The 21164-nt window shown below is 64.6% G+C and carries 15 protein-coding genes; 7 read left to right on the top strand and 8 right to left on the bottom strand.

Annotated features, from left to right (window positions below; translation table 11 throughout):
- Window positions 1–67: 67 nt before the first annotated feature.
- The 3 genes from JQ635_RS07290 (at window position 68) to moaA (ending at window position 2533) form a co-directional block, all read left to right on the top strand.
- Entirely contained in the window at window positions 68–754 is a 687-nt protein-coding gene (locus tag JQ635_RS07290) for an HAD family hydrolase (protein ID WP_211409189.1), read from the top strand.
- Between the two features lie 155 nt (window positions 755–909).
- Window positions 910–1380: a hypothetical protein gene (locus JQ635_RS07285; RefSeq protein WP_211409188.1), complete on the top strand. Its 471-nt coding sequence runs from the start codon at window positions 910–912 to the stop codon at window positions 1378–1380.
- A 118-nt stretch (window positions 1381–1498) separates the two neighbouring features.
- On the top strand, window positions 1499–2533 hold the full coding sequence (moaA, locus tag JQ635_RS07280; RefSeq protein ID WP_211409187.1) for a GTP 3',8-cyclase MoaA: 1035 nt from the start codon (window positions 1499–1501) through the stop codon (window positions 2531–2533).
- A gap of 83 nt (window positions 2534–2616) precedes the next feature.
- On the opposite strand, the gene JQ635_RS07275 is transcribed toward moaA, so the two are convergent.
- From JQ635_RS07275 to JQ635_RS07265, 3 genes are all read right to left on the bottom strand, one after another.
- Window positions 2617–4866: an ABC transporter substrate-binding protein gene (locus JQ635_RS07275; RefSeq protein WP_211409186.1), complete on the bottom strand. Its 2250-nt coding sequence runs from the start codon at window positions 4864–4866 to the stop codon at window positions 2617–2619.
- A gap of 148 nt (window positions 4867–5014) precedes the next feature.
- On the bottom strand, window positions 5015–6544 hold the full coding sequence (locus tag JQ635_RS07270; RefSeq protein WP_211409185.1) for an aldehyde dehydrogenase family protein: 1530 nt from the start codon (window positions 6542–6544) through the stop codon (window positions 5015–5017).
- A gap of 8 nt (window positions 6545–6552) precedes the next feature.
- On the bottom strand, window positions 6553–7560 hold the full coding sequence (locus JQ635_RS07265) for an NAD(P)-dependent oxidoreductase (RefSeq protein WP_349631842.1): 1008 nt from the start codon (window positions 7558–7560) through the stop codon (window positions 6553–6555).
- Here JQ635_RS07265 and JQ635_RS07260 point away from each other — a divergent pair.
- The 4 genes from JQ635_RS07260 (at window position 7548) to JQ635_RS07245 (ending at window position 12417) form a co-directional block, all read left to right on the top strand.
- Window positions 7548–8471, top strand: coding sequence for a LysR family transcriptional regulator (locus tag JQ635_RS07260; protein ID WP_211409183.1), 924 nt, complete (start codon window positions 7548–7550; stop codon window positions 8469–8471). The two genes, JQ635_RS07265 and JQ635_RS07260, sit on opposite strands and share 13 nt — an antisense overlap.
- A gap of 273 nt (window positions 8472–8744) precedes the next feature.
- Entirely contained in the window at window positions 8745–9284 is a 540-nt protein-coding gene (locus tag JQ635_RS07255; RefSeq protein ID WP_145831530.1) for a TRAP transporter small permease subunit, read from the top strand.
- Window positions 9281–10882 (top strand): TRAP transporter large permease, encoded by a 1602-nt coding sequence (locus JQ635_RS07250; RefSeq protein WP_211409182.1) that lies wholly within the window; start codon window positions 9281–9283, stop codon window positions 10880–10882. The genes JQ635_RS07255 and JQ635_RS07250 overlap by 4 nt, the downstream gene beginning before the upstream one ends.
- Before the next feature lie 245 nt (window positions 10883–11127).
- On the top strand, window positions 11128–12417 hold the full coding sequence (locus tag JQ635_RS07245; protein ID WP_211409181.1) for a M20/M25/M40 family metallo-hydrolase: 1290 nt from the start codon (window positions 11128–11130) through the stop codon (window positions 12415–12417).
- A 167-nt stretch (window positions 12418–12584) separates the two neighbouring features.
- On the opposite strand, the gene JQ635_RS07240 is transcribed toward JQ635_RS07245, so the two are convergent.
- From JQ635_RS07240 to JQ635_RS07220, 5 genes are all read right to left on the bottom strand, one after another.
- Window positions 12585–13961 (bottom strand): ATP-binding protein, encoded by a 1377-nt coding sequence (locus JQ635_RS07240; RefSeq protein ID WP_211409180.1) that lies wholly within the window; start codon window positions 13959–13961, stop codon window positions 12585–12587.
- Window position 13962: 1 nt separating this feature from the next.
- On the bottom strand, window positions 13963–14637 hold the full coding sequence (locus JQ635_RS07235; RefSeq protein WP_211409179.1) for a response regulator transcription factor: 675 nt from the start codon (window positions 14635–14637) through the stop codon (window positions 13963–13965).
- A gap of 193 nt (window positions 14638–14830) precedes the next feature.
- Entirely contained in the window at window positions 14831–18187 is a 3357-nt protein-coding gene (locus JQ635_RS07230; RefSeq protein WP_211409178.1) for a DUF7379 domain-containing protein, read from the bottom strand.
- Between the two features lie 76 nt (window positions 18188–18263).
- The gene (locus tag JQ635_RS07225; protein WP_211409177.1) at window positions 18264–19862 is read right to left on the bottom strand and encodes a hypothetical protein; all 1599 of its coding nucleotides are present in this window, start codon (window positions 19860–19862) and stop codon (window positions 18264–18266) included.
- A 10-nt stretch (window positions 19863–19872) separates the two neighbouring features.
- Window positions 19873–21078, bottom strand: a complete 1206-nt coding sequence (locus JQ635_RS07220) for a CHAT domain-containing protein (RefSeq protein WP_211409176.1) — start codon at window positions 21076–21078, stop codon at window positions 19873–19875.
- Window positions 21079–21164 lie beyond the last annotated feature (86 nt).

Genomic DNA, 21164 nt, shown 5'->3' with positions numbered 1-21164 from the left:
ATCTTATAAGGTGAACTTATGACTTCTGCCCTTGCGCCGATCCGGCCGGCCCGATAGCGCTTGGCCCATGACCTCGTCCTCCACGACCTCCTCCTACACCCTCGTCTTCGATCTCGACGGCACGCTTGTGGATACGGCGCCCGACCTGATCACCGCGCTGAATCACGTGCTCGACCGCGAAGGCCTGCCGCCGGTCCCGATGGCCTCGGCCCGCAACATGATCGGCGCCGGCGCCCGCAAGCTGATCGAGCGGGGCCTGGAGGCCGAGGGCCGCACCGTCACCCCGAAGGACATGGACCGGATGACGGCGGATTTCATCGCCTATTACGCCGAGCATATTGCGGTCGAATCCCGTCCCTTCGAGGGGCTCGAGGCGGCTCTCGACCAGTTTGCGGCGCAAGGCCATCGTCTGGCGGTCTGCACCAACAAGCTGGAATGGCTGTCCAAGCGGCTGCTCGACCAACTCGACCTTAGCCGCCGCTTCGCGGCGATCTGCGGCGCCGACACATTTGGGGTCCAGAAGCCCGATCCGACCATTTTCCGGGAGACGGTGGCCCGGGCCGGCGGGGACGTGAAGGCCAGCATCATGGTCGGCGACGCCGGAACCGACGTCGGGGTCGCCCGGCGCGCCGGGGTTCCCGTGATCGGGGTCAGCTTCGGCTACACGGACGTGCCGATCGCCGAGCTGAAGCCGGACCGGCTGATCCACCACATGCGCGATCTTCCGGCGGCCGCCAGCAGCCTGATGGCTTAGCGTTCGACAAGACCCTGAAATCCCAGCAAAAATCGAAGACACCCCGCGTTAACCAACTATTAACCATGCGCCGCGCGCCGGTTGCCTGACCTCAGCGACGCCCCTAAGGTCCGCCCGGGGATGTGGCGGTTCGTCGCAGTAGATGTGGGTGGTTCATGCGTCGTGTGATCGCGATTGCGCTGGTGGGAGCGAGTCTGGGTGGCTGCTCCTCGATGTCGTGGGACATGTTCAAATCGGCACCGCCGACCGTTCAGGTCCGGCTGGAATCCAATCCCCCCGGGGCTGATGCGACCACCTCGCTCGGCCAGGGCTGCAAAACGCCCTGCTCGGTCTCGGTTCCCGCCCCGGACGCGCCGTTCACCGTCGCCTTCGCGCTGCCCAAGCACCAGCCCGCGAGCGTGCCGGTGAACGTGATCAAGAATCCCGGAGATTTCACCACGCCCGCCTCGGTCACCACCGACCCGAATCCGGTGTTTGCGGAACTCCAGCCGGCGGTGCCGCCGAAACCCGTCCGCAAGCCGCACCGGCCGAAGAAGCCGAAACCGGCCGCGACCGCCGCGGCGCCCGCCGACGCTGCGCCCGCAGCCGGCTCGCCGTTCCCCGATCCGAATGCGGGCAAGCGCTGATCCAGGGGTGAGTTACGTATACCACCCGATTGTCCTTGACGCGTCCGATGCTTAGATTGCTTCCAGAGCACCGCCGAAGCAAAGGTGCGCCGTCGCCGTAAGTGACAAGGCATTTGGTATGAACGGACTTTCCGCGAGCCCCCGCGCTGCGCTGTCGAGCGCGATGACTGATCCGTTCGGACGGACAATCACCTACTTGCGCGTTTCCGTCACCGACCGCTGCGACCTGCGCTGCTTCTACTGCATGTCGGAAGACATGACGTTCTTGCCCAAGGCGGACCTGCTGACGCTGGAGGAACTCGACCGGCTCTGCTCGGCCTTCATCGCCAAGGGCGTGAAGAAGCTGCGCCTCACTGGCGGCGAGCCGCTGGTCCGCCGCAACGTGATGACGCTGGTGCGTTCGCTGTCGCGGCATCTGACGAGCGGTGCGCTCAACGAGCTGACGCTGACCACCAACGGCACCCAGCTGGCAAAGCATGCGAAGGAGCTTGCCGATTGCGGCGTCCGCCGCATCAACGTCTCGCTCGACACGCTCGATCCCAAGAAGTTTCGCGAGATCACGCGCTGGGGCGAGATCGACAAGGTGCTGGAAGGAATCGAGGCCGCGCGGGCCGTTGGGCTAGCCGTGAAGATCAACGCGGTCGCGCTGAAGAACCTCAACGAGGACGAGCTGCCTTCTCTGATGCGCTGGGCCCACGGCAAGGGCATGGGCCTGACGCTGATCGAGGTCATGCCGATGGGCGAGATCGGCGCGGGCCGCATCGACCAGTATCTGCCGCTGTCGCTGGTGCGCGCACGCCTCGCCCAGCAGTTCACCATGACGGATCTCACTGAGAGCACCGGCGGGCCGGCGCGCTATGTCAGCGTCGCCGAGACCGGCGGCAAGCTCGGCTTCATCACGCCGATGACCCATAATTTCTGCGAATCCTGCAACCGCGTGCGCATCACCTGCACGGGAACGCTGCACACCTGCCTCGGCCATGAGGACGCCTCCGACCTGCGCAAGCCGCTGCGGGCATCTGATGACGATATGCTGCTTGCCGATGCGATCGACCGCGCCATCGGGCTCAAGCCCAAGGGCCACGATTTCATCATCGACCGTCGCCACAACCGGCCCAGCGTCTCCAGGCACATGAGCGTCACCGGCGGCTGAAGCATGATCCGGCCCTGGAGGGCCGGACTCATGCTGCGAATTTCAAGAAGGTGTGGCGGACCGGCGAGGTATCGACGCGTGCCTCACAAGGCATAACGCCGGTAGAGCACGACGATGACAGCGAGCACCGTCCCGGCATAAATGACCTGCGCTGCGTGATCCAGAACAACAGCGGCGCGCTTTCGGCCGGTGGCCCGAAGTTTTTCATGTTTGTAGCCCGCCAATATCGTCATCAGGCATAGTACGAAGAAAATGTAGAACATCTCTTCGACCACCACCGTGTATCCGACATCGCCGATCTGGCTGCTCACCGCTACGAGCAGCACCGCGCTCGCCAGGATCGAGGTCACTGGGATCGTCACGCGTTCACGAAACATGGTTTCGGGAAAGAACAGCGTCGCGAATACGACGAGCACGAGCAGGAACATCGGCAGCAGGTTCTTCAGCATGTAGATGGAGGAGCTGCGGCGCAGCACGATGGTCGCATCGAATCCTGCGAATTCCGTCATTGCCCCGGCATCAAACAAAGACGCCTTGCCGAGCGTCGATCCGCTGGACATGGATTCGACGAAATAGTTCAGTCCGAGAAATCGCCAGAGCGGAAGTCCGGAATAGGCCCCGTCCTCGGCCCGCGAGCTTCCGTCGTCGGCAAGGCGCAAGCCGAACCGATCGATGACATAGGTGATGAGTTCCCGCCGCTGCTCCGTGTTCTGGAAATGCAGACGCAATTCCTGCGTGTCGAACGGATAATCATGGAGATCGAAACGGGCCTTGAAATCGCCGTTGATGCGATAGAGCCGATAGCTCAGGCCGTCTTCCTGTCCAGCCTGAACCGGCCGAGCTGCATCGAACGCCCCGCGATCCAGCAAGGCCGGGAATTCGACGTGCGTCTGCGCCTCATCGTCGCCAGCGAACCGCATCCAGAGATAGAAGTCGACGTTGAACGAATTCTGCTTCACGTCGATCCGACTGACGCGAATGATGTCGATGCCGGTATAAACGACGCGTTGAATCCAATAGCGCCGCCCCTCGAACGCGACGACATGGCCCTTCTCCCGTTCGGCGTCGAGATCGATTCCGTCCGGCTGATCGATGCGCACGAGTTGCAGCGGCGCCGTGACGAACCGACCGTAACGGAAGAAACCCATTCGGATCGGGCGCGGAATGTCGCGGTTCGCGTTGAAATAGAGCCGCCCCGTCAGTCCGACGACCGCTGATTTCGGACTGTTGATCGCGGCCAGTGCGAGGCGCACCCGGTCGCGATCCGCAACCTTGCTGTCGGATGGTTTCTGAATCCCCTGCCCCATAAACCGGCGATGCACGGCAGCCCGTCTCAGCGCGTCGATCATCAGGCGCGCGGCGTCATACGAGCCACCGCCAACCCAGCTTGGGGAGGTTCCCGCTCTCGCTTTGTAGTCGGCGGCGAAAGCCTGCGCCGCCACGCCGGCGCTGTCGAAAATCAGCGACGATGCCGCATACAGATTCTCACTGAAGAAACCCGGACGCGTTTGTTCTTCGGGCTCGTTGACGAAATTTCTCAAATAGCTTTCGCGGCCCGCGCCCTGGGTTGTGATGATCGTCCCCTTGATGCCGCGGCGACGCAGCGCCTTGACGATGTCTGCGATATAGTCGGCTGCCGCGCCGACGACGATGACACCGGGACCGGGCTCCTGCGCGGCAGCGTCCAGCGCCTCATCCATCGATCGGATCTGACCGGCTGCGACGTCCAGTCCGAACACGCGCAACTGCTCCGACGGATAGGCCGCCGCAAATCCACGCTCAAAACTCTTGCCGTAGGAATCGCGCGTGTGAACAAGGCGGACTCTTGGCTCCTTCATCACGGCCCGCAGATGTTCCGCGATCGAGCGCGCCTGTGCGGAGACCGGCGACAGCGCACGAAAATAGTAATCACTGGTGGATGTCAGCTCGTCGGCAGCCGCGCTTCCCGTGAGCGCCGGAATCCGTGCATCCTTATATGCCGGCGCTGCCGCGAGCGATGCGGAGCTGAGATAATGGCCGAGCACAGCGACGCATGGGCTGTCGGCGATCGCCTGCGCATTCGCGCGCGCCACGGCTGGATCGCTTGCGTCGTCGAACAGAACGAGTTCAATCGGCCGTCCGTTGACGCCACCCTTGGCGTTCACTTCGTCGATTGCAAGCTGCATCGCGATCAGGCTTTCCGTCCCAGCCGGGGCGGATGGGCCAGAGAGCGAATTGGCGAACGCGATGCGAATAGGCTCCGGGCGGGTCCAGAGGACGGCGGCCCAGGCGACGCCGAGCACCAGGGCGACGCCCGCAACAACGGCAAGCCACATGATCAGCCGCGGCTTCATCGTCGATCCTCGCATCGGTCGGCATAAGCCGAGATTCTGCAGATCGAGGCCTCAGTCAGGTGGAGATTGCCGCCGCTGAGAGCATTTTTCAAGCCTGCCCGATTGCCCCCGGCAAGATCTACGGCCGCTCAAACAATAGCCTAAAGCCTTACTCCCGAATCCCCGGCGCGTAGCCGAAGCCCACCGCCGGCTCGGCCGCGGTCTCGACCCAGACGCTCTTGACCTGCGTGTACTCGAACAGCGCCTCGACACCGCTCGAACGGCCGTAGCCGCTCATGCCGAAGCCGCCGAAGGGCGAGGCGACGTCGATCGTCTTGTAGGAGTTGATCCAGAACGTTCCGGCCCTGACCTGCGCGGCAACCCGATGCGCCCGCGCGACGTCGCGCGTCCAGACTGCGCCGGCGAGACCGAAATCGCTGTCGTTGGCGAGTGCGATCGCGTCCTCCTCGGAATCGAACGGGATCGCGGCGACGACAGGTCCAAAAATCTCGTCGCGGGCGACCGCCATGCTGTTGCTGACGTCACGCAGCACGGTCGGCGCGACGAAGAAGCCGCCCTTCCCCAGACTGCCGTCGCTGCCGGTCGCAAGCTTTGCGCCTTCCGCAAGGCCCTGCTTCACCATGGAGAGCACGCGATTGTATTGCCGGGCATTGTTGATCGGCCCAACCTCGGTGTCCGCGGCATCAGGCGCGCCGACCTTCAGCTTCGCGGCACCATCGGCGACCATCCTGACGAAGCGGTCGTAGACGGAGCGTTCGACCAGCAGCCGCGAGCCGGCGACACAGCTCTGGCCGGCGCCGGCGAAAATCGCGGCCTGGGCGCCGATCGCCGCGCGTGCAAGATCGGCATCGGCGAACACGATATTGGCGGACTTTCCGCCGAGCTCGAGCACGCATGGCAACAGGCGCTTGGCGGCAGCTTCCGCGATCAGCCTGCCGGTCGGCACTGACCCCACGAACACGACTTTCTTCACCGCCGGCTGGCCGAGCGCGGCCTGCCCCGTCGTGTGGCCGTAGCCGGCGAGCACGTTGACGAGACCGGCCGGCAATCCCGCTTGTTCTGCAAGAAGCGCCACCGCCATCGAGGTCAGCGGCGTCAGCTCCGATGGCTTCAGCAGCACGCCGTTGCCCATGGCAATGGCGGGTGCGACCTGCCAGCCGCAGGTGAAGATCGGCGCATTCCACGGCGTGATCTGGAGCACGACGCCAACGGCTTCGCGCCGCGTGTAGTTGAGATGGCTCGACGGCACCGGGATCACGTCGCCATGGAATTTGTCGGCCCAGCCCGCATAATACTCGAACATCTCGGCGACCTTGGCGACCTCGACGCGCGTGTCGCGGATCGGCTTGCCCGCCGATAGCGACTCGAGGCGCGCCAGCTCCTCGGCCTTGCCCTGAATGGCCCGCGCGATCGCCTGCATGATCCGCCCGCGGGCCGCGCCGGTGAGCCGCGACCAGGCGGCTTGCGCCGTGACAGCCACTGCTGCCGCCTCGGCAACGACCGCCTCACCTGCATCACGATAGGCATAGAGCGGCGCGCCGGTTGCGGGATCATCAACTGTGATGACCTCGCCGGCGCCAGGAACGGTACGGCCCGCAACGTGAGAACCGATCGCCGCGCAATCAGGCCAGAACGGCGCGAGCGCATCGCGCAGCCGTGTGTCGATGAAGGAGGTCATGCTGTCACTCACATCTTGCCGAGCTGAGTCTCGACGATCCTGTTGAAGTCTTCGCCGTCGCCGATCGAGGCGGCGCATTCCGACCAGATCCGTGCGGCTTCCTCTGCGATCGGCAAGTCGAGCGCAAGCTCGCCGATAAGCTGGCTCGCCAGGCGCACGTCCTTGCGCATCAGCTTCATGGTGAAACCGGAATCGAACGCGCCGTTCAGCACCCAGGTCGGCAGATTGACCTGCGTAACGCCGGACCGGCCGGAGCCGGCATTGAGGCCTTCGAGCAGCCGGGCCGGATCCACCTCGGCCGCGCGCGCGATCCGCATCGCTTCGGCGGCGGTCAACAGATGCGCCGCGCACAGCAGATTGTTGATGATCTTACAGACGTGACCGGCTCCGACCGATCCGACATGCACGCGCTTTGCGCTCATGTCGGCAAGGACAGGCTCAACCGCGGCCACGTCGGCGTCCGCACCGCCGATCACCATGGTCATGGTGGCGGTGATGGCGCCCTTCGGGCCGCCGCTGACCGGCGCGTCGATCATGGACATACCGTGCGTGGCGAGAGCCGCGGCAAGACGGCGGGTCGTCTCGGGATGGGATGTCGAGGTGTCAACCACGCGCAGGCCGGGCCGTGCGTGCGTGATGATTCCGCCCTCGCCGGCGACGACGGCATCGACGATCTCGGCGGTCGGCAGCGACAGGACGACCAGATCGGCGCGGGCGCAAAGCGGCCCGACGCCTTCGAAAATGGCGATACCCTCGGATGCGAGCGCGCTGCGCGTCTTTTCCGAGGCGTCGGTCCCGAGCACCTCATGCCCGGCCCGCGTCAGCGAGAGCGCCATGCCGCGCCCCATATTCCCGAGCCCAACGACGCCGACGACCGCCATGTCCCTCTCCCTCACCCCGATATCGCCGGAAGACCATACGGATCCGGCCCGGGACTGGGCATCAGCGGGGCGGTTGCCTAATGTTGCCTCATGGGCAACACTTGGGCGTGAGCAATCTGGGCATGAGCAATGCACTCGACGAGAACCGGCTCCGCTATCTGTTCGAGGCCGCCCGCTACGGCGCCGTCCGGGCTGCCGCCGACGCGCTAGGGGTGAATCCGTCGGTGGTCAGCCGCCAGATCGCCCTGCTGGAACGGGAGCTCGATGCCGCCCTGCTCGATCGCCATAGCCGCGGCGTGCGGCCGACCGAGGCCGGCGAGCTCCTGATCGCGCACTATCGGCGCCACACCGTGGACCGCGACGACACCCTGGCCCGCTTGCGGGAACTCCAGGGGCTGCAGCGGGGTCACATCGACCTCGTGCTCGGCGAAGGCTTTGTCGCCGATCTCATGGGCGGCGCGCTTGGTGAGTTCTGGCGGAAGCATCCGCGGCTGACCATCTCGCTGGAACTCGCCGGCACCAGCGAGGTCATTCGCGCCATTGCCGACGACCGCTGCCATATCGGGCTGGTCTATCACCCGCCGCAGGATCCGCGAATCCGCTCCTGCGCCGCCATCCGGCAGCCGATCTGCCTGATCGCGCGCCCCGACCATCCGCTTGCGAAGCTCCGCCGCCCGGTCAAGCTCCGGGAGATTGCCAGGCACACGCTTGGGATCATGCACGCGGGTTACGGCACGCGTCAGTTGCTCGCGATGGCCGAAACATCCGAGAAGATCGGTCTATCGCCGAAGCTGACCACGACCTCGATCAGCATCTTGCGAGATTTCGTCCGCTCCGACCTTGGCGTAACCCTGCTCCCGGCGTTTTCGGTGGCAGCCGACCTCGAGGACGGATCGCTGATCGCCGTCCCCGTCGACAATGTGCTGCTCGCCTCGGCGGAAGCCCACATCATCACCCGGTTAGGCCGCGAGCTGCCGAACGCGGCCAGCCAGTTGCTCAGATTCCTGATCGGCCGGATGAAGGCGTTCCAGGCCGGCCGCCGCTAACCTAAGCTTTTGACCACGCGTCAATTTGTCCATTTTCCGATTGACGGCAGGTAAAGCCGCTGGTTTGGTGCGACCGCCTTTGCTTGCCCGGCAGCAATAAGCCGGCCCGCCCGTTGGCGGTCGCGGTCAAGACGGCAAGGCACGAGGGGAGGACTGACGCCGCAGCGCTTTCGGAAAATAAGCCGTGCGGTCGCGTGCTTTTTCGCATGCGGGCCGAGCGATGCGTGCTGATGCTGCTCCCGTGAAGTTAGACCGCGACGGAGAAAAAATAAGATGCGTCCATTGCTGGCGGTGAGCAACGCCATCGACCTCCTCAATGAGAAGATCGGCTACGTCTGTAACCTCCTGGTGCTTCTGTCCTGCCTGGTCAGTGCGGCCAACGCCATGATCCGCTACGCCTTCAGCTACTCCTCCAACGGCTGGCTGGAGATGCAATGGTACATGTTCGCGATCCTGGTGATGTTCGGCGCGTCCTACACCTTCAAGCGCAACGAGCACGTCCGGGTCGAGATCTTCTATCTGCTGCTGTCCGAGCGCGGCCAGCTCCTGCTCGATCTGATCGGCACTCTGTTCTTCCTGATTCCCGCATGCCTCCTGCTCGCCTACCTGTCCTGGCCGTTCTTCATGCAGGCCTATGACGTCGGCGAGATGTCCGGCAATGCCGGCGGCCTGATCCGCTGGCCGATCAAGTTCGTGATTCCCGCCGGCTTCGTCCTGCTGGCGCTCCAGGGTGTTTCCGAAGTCATCAAGCGTATCGCGGCTCTCCAGGGCTATGTGACGATCGACGCCAAGTACGAGAGGCCGACCCAATGATTACGCTGGAAATGATGCCGCCGCTGATGTTCGGCGGCCTGGTTCTGGCGATGCTGATCGGCTTCCCGGTAGCGTTCACGCTCGCCGCGGTCGGCCTGTCCTTCGGCTTCCTCGCCATCCATCTCGGCTTCTTCGACCTCAACTTCCTCCAGGCCATTCCCGGCCGCGTGTTCGGCAGCGTGCTCTCCAACGAGCTGCTGCTCGCGATCCCGTTCTTCACCTTCATGGGCTCGATACTGGAGCGATGCGGGCTCGCCGAAGACATGCTGGATTCGATGGGCCAGCTGTTCGGCCCGATTCGCGGCGGCCTCGGCTATTCCGTCATCATCGTCGGCTTCATCCTCGGCGCCATCACCGGCACGGTGGCGGCGCAGGTGATCGCCATGGCGCTGATCTCGATGCCGGTGATGATCCGCTACGGCTACAACATGCGCTACATCACCGGCGTGCTGGCTGCCTCCGGCACCATCACGCAGCTGGTGCCGCCCTCGCTGGTGCTGATCGTGCTCGCCGACCAGCTCGGCAAGTCGGTCGGCGACATGTATCTCGGCGCCTGGGGCCCCTCGGTGTTCCAGATCATGCTGTTCGCCGGCTACACCTTCATCCTCGGCCTGATCAAGCCGGGCCACGTGCCGGCAGTGCCGAAGGAGGCCCGCACGCTGACCGGCTGGCCGCTGTGGAAGAAATGCCTGATGGGCATCATTCCCTCGGCCGTGCTGATCTTCGTCGTGCTCGGCACCATGATGATGGGCCTTGCGACACCGACGGAAGCCGGCGCGATGGGCGCGGTCGGCGCCATCGTGCTCGCCGCGATCCACCACAAGGACTTCACCAGGAACGATCGCAAGGTGCTGATCGCGGGCGTGGTCGCCGCCGGCATCGGCACCATCGTCGCGATGCTGTACAGCGAGAATTTGATCTTCAAGCTCGCCTTCGCGGTGACCTATCTGGCGGTGGCGTGGATCTGCTTCCAGGCCGCGCGCATTCCGGACCTGCGCGACCTCATCAAGCAGGGCTACGAGTCCACCATGCGCCTCACCTGCATGGTCACCTTCATCCTGATCGGCTCGACCTGCTTCTCGGTGGTGTTCCTCGGCGTCTCCGGCGGCGTCTGGCTCGAGCATCTCCTGACCTCGCTGCCCGGCGGCGTCTGGGGCTTCCTGATCTTCATCAACCTCTTCATCTTCTTCCTGGCGTTCTTCCTCGACTTCTTCGAGATCGCCTTCATCATCCTGCCGATGATCGCCCCGATCGCGCAGAAGATCCTCGCCCCCGTGGTGGGACCGGACGCGGCGCTGATCTGGTTCGGCGTGATGCTGTGCGTGAACATGCAGACCTCGTTCCTGCATCCGCCGTTCGGCTTCGCGCTGTTCTACCTGCGCGGCGTCGCGCCGAAGGAAGTGAAGAGCTCCGACATCTATTGGGGCGCGATGCCCTGGATCGGCCTGCAGATGATCATGGTGCTGCTCGTGATCATCTTCCCGTCCGTGGTGACGGGCCTGCTCGACAAGCCGCTCAACGTCGATCTCGACAAGGTCAAGATCGAGGTCCCCCAGATCGAGCTGCCACCGCTGGATCTCGGCCCGCCGCAGAAGTAAGGCGAACGCGAGCTGCCCTCTTCCCTTCTCCCCTTGTGGGAGAAGGTGGCGCGAAGCGCCGGATGAGGGGTCTCTCTCCGCGAGTCCGATTGTCATTTGAACTCGCGGCGACAACCCCTCACCCGTCTCGCCGCTATCGCGGCGAGCCACCCTCTCCCACAGGGGGAGAGGGTTCAGCAGCGAGCGTGACAAGCGTCGCGAACGCAGGCATACCGGCCCATCCTCCAACCGATGGACCGCCGCGCATGCCCCGATCGCACTCTGTTCCCTCGCTCGTCGCTCCGTTGATCGCCTCGCTGTGGCTGGCATGTGCCGCCACCGTCACGCACGCCGAGCCGGTGGCCGACGTCCATGCACTGGCACAGAAGGAGCAGCAGCCGCTGCTCGACACGCTGCGTGATCTCGTCAGCATCGAATCCGGCAGCAAGGACGTCGAGGGCCTGAACCAGATCGCCGAGCGCGTTGCCGGTCAGCTCAGGCAGCTCGGCGGCACTGTGGAGATCCTGCAGCCCACCGACATCTATCGCCTCGACGACACGCCCGAGAAGATCGGTCCGGCCGTGCACGCCACTTTCAAGGGCACCGGAGCCAAGAAGATCATGCTGATCGCCCACATGGACACGGTGTACCTGAAGGGCATGCTGAAGGACCAGCCGTTCCGCATCGACGGCGACAAGGCCTATGGCCTCGGCATTGCCGACGACAAGCAGGGCGTCGCGCTCATTCTCCACACCGTGGCGATGCTGCAGAAACTGAACTTCAGGGACTACGGCACGCTCACGGTGCTTACTAATGGCGATGAGGAGATTTCCTCGCCCGGCTGGCGCAGCACCATCACAAAATTCGCCTCGGATCAGGACGTGGTATTCTCGTTCGAAGGCGGCGGCACCGACGGCACGCTGCGGCTCGCCACCAGCGGCATCGGCTCGGCCTATCTCTCGGTGATCGGCAAGTCGTCGCATGCCGGCGCAAGGCCTGAGGGCGGCATCAACGCGCTCTACGAGCTCTCGCACCAGGTGCTTCAGATGAAGGACCTGTCCAAGCCCGAGCAAGGCCAGAAGCTGAACTGGACCGTCTCCAAGGCCGGCACCAACCGCAACGTGATCCCGGCCGAAGCCACGGCCCAGGCCGATGCGCGCGCGCTCAAGGTCTCGGATTTCGACGGGCTGGAAAAGGCGTTGCAGGAGAAGATCAAGAACCGCCTGCTGCCCGATTCCAAGGTCGAGCTGAAATTCGAGGTGCGCCGTCCGCCGTTAGAGGCCAACGACGCCTCGCGCCGCGTGGCGGCCTACGGCAAGACGATCTATCAGGAGCTCGGAATGCCTCTCAAGGTCGACGAGAAGGCAACCGGCGGCGGCACCGATGCCGCCTTTGCCGCCCTCAAGACCAAGGGCGCCGTGGTCGAAGGCATGGGCCTCTCGGGCTTCGGCGCGCATTCCAACGATGCCGAATACGTGGAGCTCGACTCCATCGTGCCGCGTCTTTACCTGACCACGCGCATGATCATGGACTTGTCCACCGGCAAGTTGAAATAGCGCCGCTCTCTTCCTTCTCCCCTTGTGGGAGAAGGTGGCGCGAAGCGCCGGATGAGGGGTTCTCTCAGCGCGCCCAACTGAAAGCGGGACTCGCGGATAGAACCCCTCACCCGTCTCGCCGCTATCGCGGCGAGCCACCCTCTCCCGCAGGGGGAGAGGGTGCAGCGTCAATGCCGCGCCATCTTCGACGCGCCGTCGCCACCCTCCTCCGCCAACCGGAACCGCAGCGTGAACTCCGCGCCGCCCCCCGGAAGGTTCTCCACCGCCACCGTCGCGGCGTGATCGTCGGCCACGCCGCGCACGATCGAGAGCCCGAGACCGGCGCCGTCGCTGCGCTGGCGGTCGGCGCGCCAGAAGCGCTGGAAGATCAAATCGCGCTCGGCTTCCGCAATGCCCGGGCCGCAATCGCGCACGCGCACCGAACCGTCCTCGCCGACCTCGACGTCGACCGCGGTGTCCGTCGCGGTGAACTTGATGGCGTTTTCGGCGAGGTTGAAGATCGCGCGCTGGAGCATCTCGGCATTGCCGTGGATCAGCACCGGCGCATCGGTGCCCCTTAGCGCGATGTCCTTGTGCTGGGCGAGCGCGAACGGCGCGATCGAACCGACCACCTCGGTGCAGACGGCGCGCAGATCGGCGGTCTCGCCGGGATCGAGCACCAGCGTGTCGAGCTCGGCGATCTCCAGGAGCTGGGCGACGATGCGGCTCATGCTCTCGATGTCGGCATGCAGCACCTCTCTTGCCGCGCCGTCATGCAGCGTCTCGATCCGCGTGCGCAGGATCGCCAGCGGCGTGCGCAATTGGTGCGCGGCATCCGCGGTGAACTGGCGCTGCACCCGAAAGCCATCCTCGAGGCGGTCCAGCGCCTGGTTCACGGCGGTGACGAGCGGCATGATCTCGCGCGGGATATGCTCCGTCGGCAGACGGATGTGAGTGCGCGCCGGGCCGATATTGCTGGCTTCCTCCGAGGCCTTCCACAGCGGCGCGATCGCGCGGCGGAAGATGATGATGTCGGTGGCGAGCAGGACCAGCAGGATCGGGATGGTGATCCACCCCACCCGCCGGAAGAAGTTCGAGATGATGTCGTCGATGATGACGTCGCGGTGCGAAAGGTCCTCGGCGACGCGGATGCGTACCGTCTTGCCCTCGATCACGCGGCTGACGCCAGCACCGGAAATCGTCTCGGACAGACGCGGCGGCGTGGCATCGCCTGCCTTTCGCCGCGAAGAGAACAACACGCGTCCGTCCTCGTCGCGGATGTCGTAGAGGTACCGGCCGTAGGCTTCCGAATAGAGACCTCGCAGGCTGTCCGGAAGAATGAACGTCAAGGTGCCGTCCGCCTGCGGGACGATGCGCTCGGCGAGCACCTCGGCCTGAGCGCGCATGGCGTCGCGGTGCAACTGGTCGACTTCGGAATTGAGCAGCCAGAACAGCACCAGCGGCAGGAAGATCGCAACCACCGCGACCGCGACGATGTGCATGAACACGATGCGCCAGATCAGCGATTTGAACGTCGGCCTGGCGGATGACCGGACGGCGAACACGCTATTTCTCCTCGGCCATCAAATAGCCGACGCCGCGGATGGTGTGGATCACGACCTTGGCGCCGTGCTCGGCGAGCTGCTTGCGCAGCCGCGAGACGTAGACCTCGACCGCATTGGAGGCGACCTCGCCTTCGAGGCCGAAGATGTGGTCCTCGACGTTCTTCTTCGGCACCACCCGCCCCTGCCGGCGCAACAGGATCTCGAGCACCGAGGTCTCGCGCGCGGAGATGATCCGCGGCTGGTCGTCGACGAAGATCTGGCGGCTTTCGGTGTCGTAGACGAGGTTGGCCAGATGCAGCGAGCGGCCGAGCAGCTGGCCAGGCCGGCGCAGGATCGCCTCAAGCCGCGCCACCAGCTCCTCCATCGCGAAAGGCTTTGCGAGATAGTCGTCGGCGCCGCTGCGCAGGCCGCTCACGCGGTCCTGCAGGCCGCCGCGCGCTGTCAGCACCAGCACCGGCAGCGGTTCCATTTGCCGGCGCAGCTCGCGCAGCACCGACAGGCCGTCGCCGTCGGGAAGGCCAAGGTCGAGGATCATCGCGGCATAGCTGACGCTGCTGACCGCCTCGCGCGCCTCAGCCGCGCTGCCCACGATGTCGCTCTCATAGCCGGCCGCCGACAACCCACCGGCCACGAGCCGCGACAGCTCGGCATTGTCCTCGACGATCAGAAGGCGCATCGCATTTCCCGCCGGATGTTCCGGTGTCACAGCACGGCTCGCGCCGCATCCGTGCTCTCTTCCCCCATTCGTCCGGTTTCGGCTAGCGAAAAAGCACCCGGCAGGCCCCGCCTCCCGCCCCTGTCAGGTTCATGTAAGCGGGTCCGGCGCGAACTCCACACGCAGAGGGCGACGGATAGATCCCGGCTTCTACCTACGGAGCATCCGAGGCGCGCGCGAACGGATTGCCATACACGGAATAGGCCAGCCAGGTCAGTTCCTTCCGGTTCTTGGCGGCCTCGCGCGCGGCGCGGACGGCATCGACCAGCGTCTCCCCCTGCTTGAGCGAGCGATAGAACGCCTCGGCAAAGCTGTAGGCCAGCTTGTCGTCGACCGACCAGAGCGCGCCGACCAGTGCGCCCGCGCCGCGTTCGGAGTACGGCCGCAGGAATGCATCGACGAAACCGGCGACACCTCCGCCGATGCCGCGCCCGGCACGCCCCGTCTGACAGGCGTTGATGAAAACGATCGGATTCGGCCCGCTCTCGGCGAAGCGGGCATACGCCTTGACCTGATCCGCCGAGAGCGAGTCCTGGGCAAAATTGCCGTCGACCTTGGTGCCCGTCATCAACAGGTCAGCCGTCATCACCGCCCGCTGTGCCGCCTCGCCATGGCAGGCAAAGTGCAGCACGTCGCAGTCCCTCGCATCCTTCTGCAGGAAGCTGGTGACGGCGATGCTCTCGGCCGTCACCTCGCGGGGGCTGCCGAACAGATTGGCCAGCATCTGGCGTTCGGCATCGGCGCCTTCGAGCCGCAGGCCGGGATCGACATAGGCCGGGATCACGTAGTTGACGTGATCATTGCGCATGCCGAGTTGCGGACCGGGCCACGGCGTGCTGTGCAGCCAGCGCACCAGCCCCCATTCGGCGAGAAAACCCTTCCCATCCGGTCCGGACTTCCGGTCGTTGATGTAGAGCAGCTCCCAGGGAATGAACGGCTCCTCGGAGATGACCTGGATCGCGCGGATCGCGTCGCGGTGGGTCCACAGCGCCTCGCGGACCTTGTCCGGCAGCAGCTCGTTCGCCATGACGATTCCGTTGGCCTGCAGGCGCGACAGGAACTGGTCATACAGGCGGTTCGTTGCGAGCCACGCGCTCTCGATGCCCTTGAAGATCTCCGCGACATAGACGTCGCGGGAGAAGCCACCCGGAAGCGTGCGCGATTCCGACACCGCGATGTTCGGATCGGCACAGGCGAGATCGAAGCGCAGCGTCACCTTGCCGCTCTCCATGATCTCGTAGATCCGCAGCACCGCCGGCTCGTCCGGATGGGCCGCCATGGCCAATCCGACCTGGCTCCGGCGCAAGGTCTTGCTGTCGGCGTCGACGAACACGGGGGCCAAGGTAAACGACGCGAGAATGCGCGGGCCCTGCCGCGCTTCGACCAGGATGTCGGCCGCGCCTTCCGCGGCGCCCTCCACAACGAAGCGCAACGACTCCGCCCGCTGATCCCGCGGCAGGTCGACCTCGGCGCTGGTGTCTCCGACGACCCGGCAATTCTTGCGCGCGATGACTTCGACGACGATCGCGCGTGCCGTATCGACGTTGACCGGCGCATCCAGGGCGGCCGAGGCCGGGCTCTCCGCGGCCTCAATCTTCTGTCGGGAGACCGTGACGAACAGCGGGACCGGCTTCTTCGGCGGCGGGTGAGACTCGATCTCCGCAGCAAAATAGCAGGCCGCGGTTCGTGAACCGGGCGACGGCGATGCCGCGGGCGGCGTGTCACCTGCGGTAGGTGCCTCCTTGGCCGCGGGCGGCCGGGCCGAAGGAGCGGAGCGCGATCGCGTCCGTCGCAATGTGAGCGTGTCCGACATGGAGCCTGATCCGGGACCTTCCCATTCGCGCGCAGCCGAACCGGATTCGAGCGGGCTTTCGACGATGGACGCCACTCCCCGTCTCGATCGCCGCGGCGGCGGCTGCTGCAGGTCGATTTGCACCGGGACTCTCTCGGGACGAGATGCACCAAGGCCCAGCCACTCGCTCAATTTCGCGGGCACGATATCCGTCGCAAAATACGTGGTGTGAAATACGTCGTCCGTATCGCCGAAAGCAAACGTCGCGTCCTTCGCAAGGCGTGGGCCACGGGTCCCGAACGATGTCATCGACGCCGTATCCACCACCAGATCGTTGTCGAGCTGGAACAGCCTATTTGTCACACGATCGGCAATGAACTCGGCGAACTCCTTCGTCACGCCCTTGTCGGGTGCAATCTGCGCGACGAAATTCGACGTGATCGCATGATAGGCCGCGAGCCTGTCGAGCGGACCGTCCGCGCCGTTCAACTCCTTGACGAGATCACTTGTCGGCCGCATCGCGGCAAGTCCGGGCACCCGGCCCTCGTCGATGGCGACCTCGGAAAACGCCTGGACGAAACGGCCGACGGTCTTGATCCCCTGCGACACGATGGGACTCAGCGCAGCGCCTCCCGCAAGGAATGAAACCGCGCGGACGCCGGCCATGATCCCGTTGGTGTAGAGGTCGATCATCGCCGCCCAGTTCTCGGGCTCGGCCAGATGCGTTCCGGCATTGGTGCAGCCGACAAAGATGGCCTTGCCGAGCCGGATGTCCGGCCGCTTGTCCGCAAGCAGATGTTCGGCCACGCGATAGACAAGTCCGCCGCGACTGTGGATGACGGCGTCGATCGCGGAATTTTTGGGGATGCCGAGCGCCTGCAGCGCGGCCAAAAGAGCGGCCGCATTCTCTCGAGGTGTGACGGTCAGGGTCTTGTGATCGAAGCCGAGGACGACGTCGTAATTCGCGCCGGCCTTCGACAGGAACGTCCTCCCGCTGTCGGAGCCGGCCAGCTGCGCAAAGCCGCTCGCCGTCGACGAGAACGTGCCATGCACCATCAGCAGGATCTTCAGCGGGCGGTGCTGCGGCAGTTGGGGCCGCGCCGATCGCGCCGGTGTCCATGCGGCCGGATCGAGCCCGGCCATCACCACGATGCCCTCTTCCCTGTCCCCCTCGATATAGTCGGTCGCCACGTCGATCGCCGTTCGGGCGGCAAACTTCAGCACATAGGCGCGGACCGGATCGATCAGCTTGTCGGACACCCAGTCGAGAACGGGACCGCGCTTGCCGCTGGCGGGGGCGACTCCGCGTGCGGAGCCCCGCGTCCCGGCCGTCAGCGGAAAGACCAGAACTTGTCCGCCTCCACGCTGCCTTGACGGTTGGCCCGCCGCTTGCGGATACGTCCAGGCATAGACACCGCCTGCGCCCTCGATCAGGACCAGCGCCCTTTCCGACGGGCCGACTTCGACCTCGATCTGCGTCGGCGTCGATGGGTCCCGTCGCAAGGCCCGCGTTCCCGGGCGCGTCGGTACCATTTCGACTTCGGCCGCTATGGTGAAGTCGGACGCCGACAACGCCCCCTTGAGCTGATCGGCGCCATCGATCTGGCTGGCAGTGCCTCGGCGAAATCCGCGGCGAACCGGACCGTCCTGAACGATCCTGATTTCGACATCGTCGGGACTACGGACCACGATCCCGTTCGCTACTTCGAGTTCAGCCATGACTACGCCCCTGTCCAGACGGTCTGCTTCGTCGCATCCTCATGTGCCGCACGGACCTTGCGGGCCCGGCGTGAAATCAAGACCTGAGCTGCGTGCTCGGCTGAGACGCCGGCGCCGCCCATTCGAGCCGGTTGCCGTCAAGCGCCGACGACTTCCGGATCAGCTTGTTGGCCTCGATGTAGGCTTCCGCGGTCGACGGCACGAGATAGCCCATGACGAATCCGAGCACACCGAACAGCGCTATGGTGAAAGCGTATTGCAGCCAGGAGATATACGGCATGTTCAGGCCGAAATATCTGCTCACCAATGTGAATCCGATGAGAAGACAGAGCATGACGGACGCCATGACCACCGCATGGGTCGCGCCGTCCCTCAGCCTTGCCTCGTGATAGTCCAGTGAATCGGCTCTCAGCCGCACGTCGAGAAGAATGCTCAGGACCAGCGTATTGACCAGGAAGACCAGGGACACCAGCGAGCTCGCCGCAAGCGGATGACCGCTTGCCAGCCAACCGGGCGCGATCGGAATCGCGCTGTAGGTGATCCAGAGCACGGCGTTGCCGAGCAAATAGGATAGCGCGCCGAAGACGATGTAGGAGCGCCAGGGTAAGGCATACAGCGAGGGACGCGCGAAATTTGTCGAGGCCTTCGGGTAGATCGCAAAGAAGATCGAGATCATCACGGCAACCGCATGTGCGGCGGAGGAGAGCCCTCCGGTCAGCGAGTCGACCTCGTAATTCTTCGACAGGTCCATGAAGAACAGCGGTGCGACGGAGACCACGAAGTCGAGCACGAAGATGATCACCAGCGGCGCAAACGGCAGCGGCTGGGGGAGAACGGTCTGATATCCGAAGCTGGAGATCAGCTCCGTGCGGGAATCGCGCCTGTCGACCACCGACAACGTCGCCTCGGCCAATCGACGCTGGTAGGCGACGCGCAGATCCTCGCATTCCTCGGAGATGAAATCGGAAATCTCGAGCACCAGCTCCAGCGCGTCCACGTCCGACACCGTGATGTCCTCCGTCAGCAGGAGGGCACGGGCCGATCGCCGCAGCATGCGCCGATATTGCCTTTCCATCTCGTCGAAGGCGGCTTTCCGGGCGCGGAAGAATCTCTTGAATCGCTTGTTGTTGCGCAGCTCGACGAAACTGGTGTGGAGGGAGGCGACCTGCTTGATCATGGTTGCGGCGCCGGGTGCGAGCACCTGGTCGTCGTCGTTGAGCGCCTTCTCGATCAGCCCGGCGGGAACGCCGTACCCTTCGAGCTCGCGCTGCAACTCGGGCCTTGCCCGCTCCGTCACCTTGATGGGTGACCGCGCGATGGCGACGATGACGGTCTCCACCACCTGCGGATAGCGTGCCAATGTCTGCATCATGCGTCGCAGGAAATCGATCACCCAACCGAGCACCGGCAAATGGGGCGTCAGCACCATGAAGGCGATCGTCGCAGGGATCGCGACGACGAGGCCAGTTCCGCGCGACATCAGGATCGCGACGAAGAAATAGAACACCACCGCGATCGTGACGTAGGCGAAGACCGCGAAATAATAGCGATCGCGCATCACGGCAAAGCGGATGTCCGCGGTTTCGAAAGGTGCGTGGAAGTCGATCGCGCTGACGACGCAGATCGCAATCGCACCGAGGCCGAGAGCTACGATCGACGGGTCAAGGCCATGCATGGATGAAAACTCACTCCGATCCGGCCCGGTCCACGAAAATTTCCCCGTCGAGGCCGCGCATGTACAGGACCGGCGAAATCCATTCGGCGAATTGCCGCGCCTTCAATTCGGCCCGGGTATGCGCCAGCGCGGCCTGAATCGAGACGTTTTCCGCCAGATAGGTGTAGAACGTATCGGCGAAGGCGAGCCCCATGTTGTCGCTGATCTCGAACTGCATGGCGATCACGGCGGGCACGCCGCCCTGAATGAGCTCGGCGGCGGTGCTCGAGAACAGGGAGCCCGGCTCGCCCTGCGCGCCGCTGCAGGAGTTCAGGACGACGAGACTCGGCGTTTGACCGGGCTGGGTCAGGAATTCTTTCAGCGAGTCGGCATAAAGCCTTCTCCCCTTCGGCCCGCCCTCCTCCTGGACCACGATAAAGCCCATCTGCCGCTCGGGATCATGGCCGCCATGCCCGATGAAGTGAAACAGGTCCCACCGCTTGCCTTCGTCTCCCCTCAGGAAGCGGCGGTTGAGATCCCGAGCCTTCGCCGAGGGGATCCACGACAGTTTCAGCCTCTTGCCGTCGTTCAGCTCGCTCAACGCGTTCTTGATCGCGACCTGCTCGGCATCGACCTCGATCTCGTCCAGCGGCAATCCGTTCAGGACCTTGACCCGCGCCGCCATGCCCAGCATCCGTATCGGCCTTGCCGCGGATACCCGGCGCTCTTCGCCATAGTCGTCGACGGCCCGCATGAATGGCGTGCTTTGCGACGTCGTCACGTAGAAGCGGTTCCTCTTGTCGTACATCGTCTCCCATGGCACGTAAGCGAGCGTGGGGTCGGTGACCCGCAGACGGATCAGGAACGGCTGATCGTCCTTTCGCGCCGCCTGGGAACATTCCTGATAGAGTTCGAGGATCTTGCGCTGAAAGATGAACTCGAAGAGTTGCGATCCGATCTCCTGCACGATCCGCTCGTCCGACCCCTTGGTCAGGCCTCCGGCAGCGTCACGCAAAGCGGGTCTCGCTTCATCACCGCCACCTGTCGCGGACGCGTTCGCGTTGCGCGCGGCAGCGCACTGGAGAATTGCTTCCTGCAACGGCCTCAGATTCTGGCGGAAGCTCGGCTTGAGCTTTTCGACTTCAATCTCGCGGCTCGATGAATTGTAGTCCGCGACGATGCGGCAATGACTTTCGCCACTATCTTCAATGGTCAGATTGAAAACGACTTTCGCCACGACGCAACCCTCAGCCGCGCAACAGCCGGCGCAAAAAACCTCACGCCTACTCAAAGTCTATACCGGACAGAAAAGCGCGCAACGGG

The sequence above is a fragment of the Bradyrhizobium iriomotense genome, assembly GCF_018130765.1.
GTDB lineage: Bacteria > Pseudomonadota > Alphaproteobacteria > Rhizobiales > Xanthobacteraceae > Bradyrhizobium > Bradyrhizobium iriomotense_A.
The sequence above is the reverse complement of the archived record's forward strand: the minus strand, read 5'-3'. Positions and strand labels throughout refer to the sequence as shown.

Bases quoted from the DNA above. Each gene is read 5' to 3' on its own strand.
- JQ635_RS07285 (WP_211409188.1), top strand. From the start codon at position 910: ATGCGTCGTGTGATCGCGATTGCGCTGGTGGGAGCGAGTCTGGGTGGC.
- moaA (WP_211409187.1), top strand. From the start codon at position 1,499: ATGAACGGACTTTCCGCGAGCCCCCGCGCTGCGCTGTCGAGCGCGATG.
- JQ635_RS07250 (WP_211409182.1), top strand. From the start codon at position 9,281: ATGATTACGCTGGAAATGATGCCGCCGCTGATGTTCGGCGGCCTGGTT.
- JQ635_RS07245 (WP_211409181.1), top strand. From the start codon at position 11,128: ATGCCCCGATCGCACTCTGTTCCCTCGCTCGTCGCTCCGTTGATCGCC.
- JQ635_RS07235 (WP_211409179.1), bottom strand. From the start codon at position 14,637: ATGCGCCTTCTGATCGTCGAGGACAATGCCGAGCTGTCGCGGCTCGTG.
- JQ635_RS07255 (WP_145831530.1), top strand. From the start codon at position 8,745: ATGCGTCCATTGCTGGCGGTGAGCAACGCCATCGACCTCCTCAATGAG.
- JQ635_RS07230 (WP_211409178.1), bottom strand. From the start codon at position 18,187: ATGGCTGAACTCGAAGTAGCGAACGGGATCGTGGTCCGTAGTCCCGAC.
- JQ635_RS07260 (WP_211409183.1), top strand. From the start codon at position 7,548: ATGAGCAATGCACTCGACGAGAACCGGCTCCGCTATCTGTTCGAGGCC.
- JQ635_RS07290 (WP_211409189.1), top strand. From the start codon at position 68: ATGACCTCGTCCTCCACGACCTCCTCCTACACCCTCGTCTTCGATCTC.
- JQ635_RS07225 (WP_211409177.1), bottom strand. From the start codon at position 19,862: ATGCATGGCCTTGACCCGTCGATCGTAGCTCTCGGCCTCGGTGCGATT.
- JQ635_RS07275 (WP_211409186.1), bottom strand. From the start codon at position 4,866: ATGAAGCCGCGGCTGATCATGTGGCTTGCCGTTGTTGCGGGCGTCGCC.
- JQ635_RS07270 (WP_211409185.1), bottom strand. From the start codon at position 6,544: ATGACCTCCTTCATCGACACACGGCTGCGCGATGCGCTCGCGCCGTTC.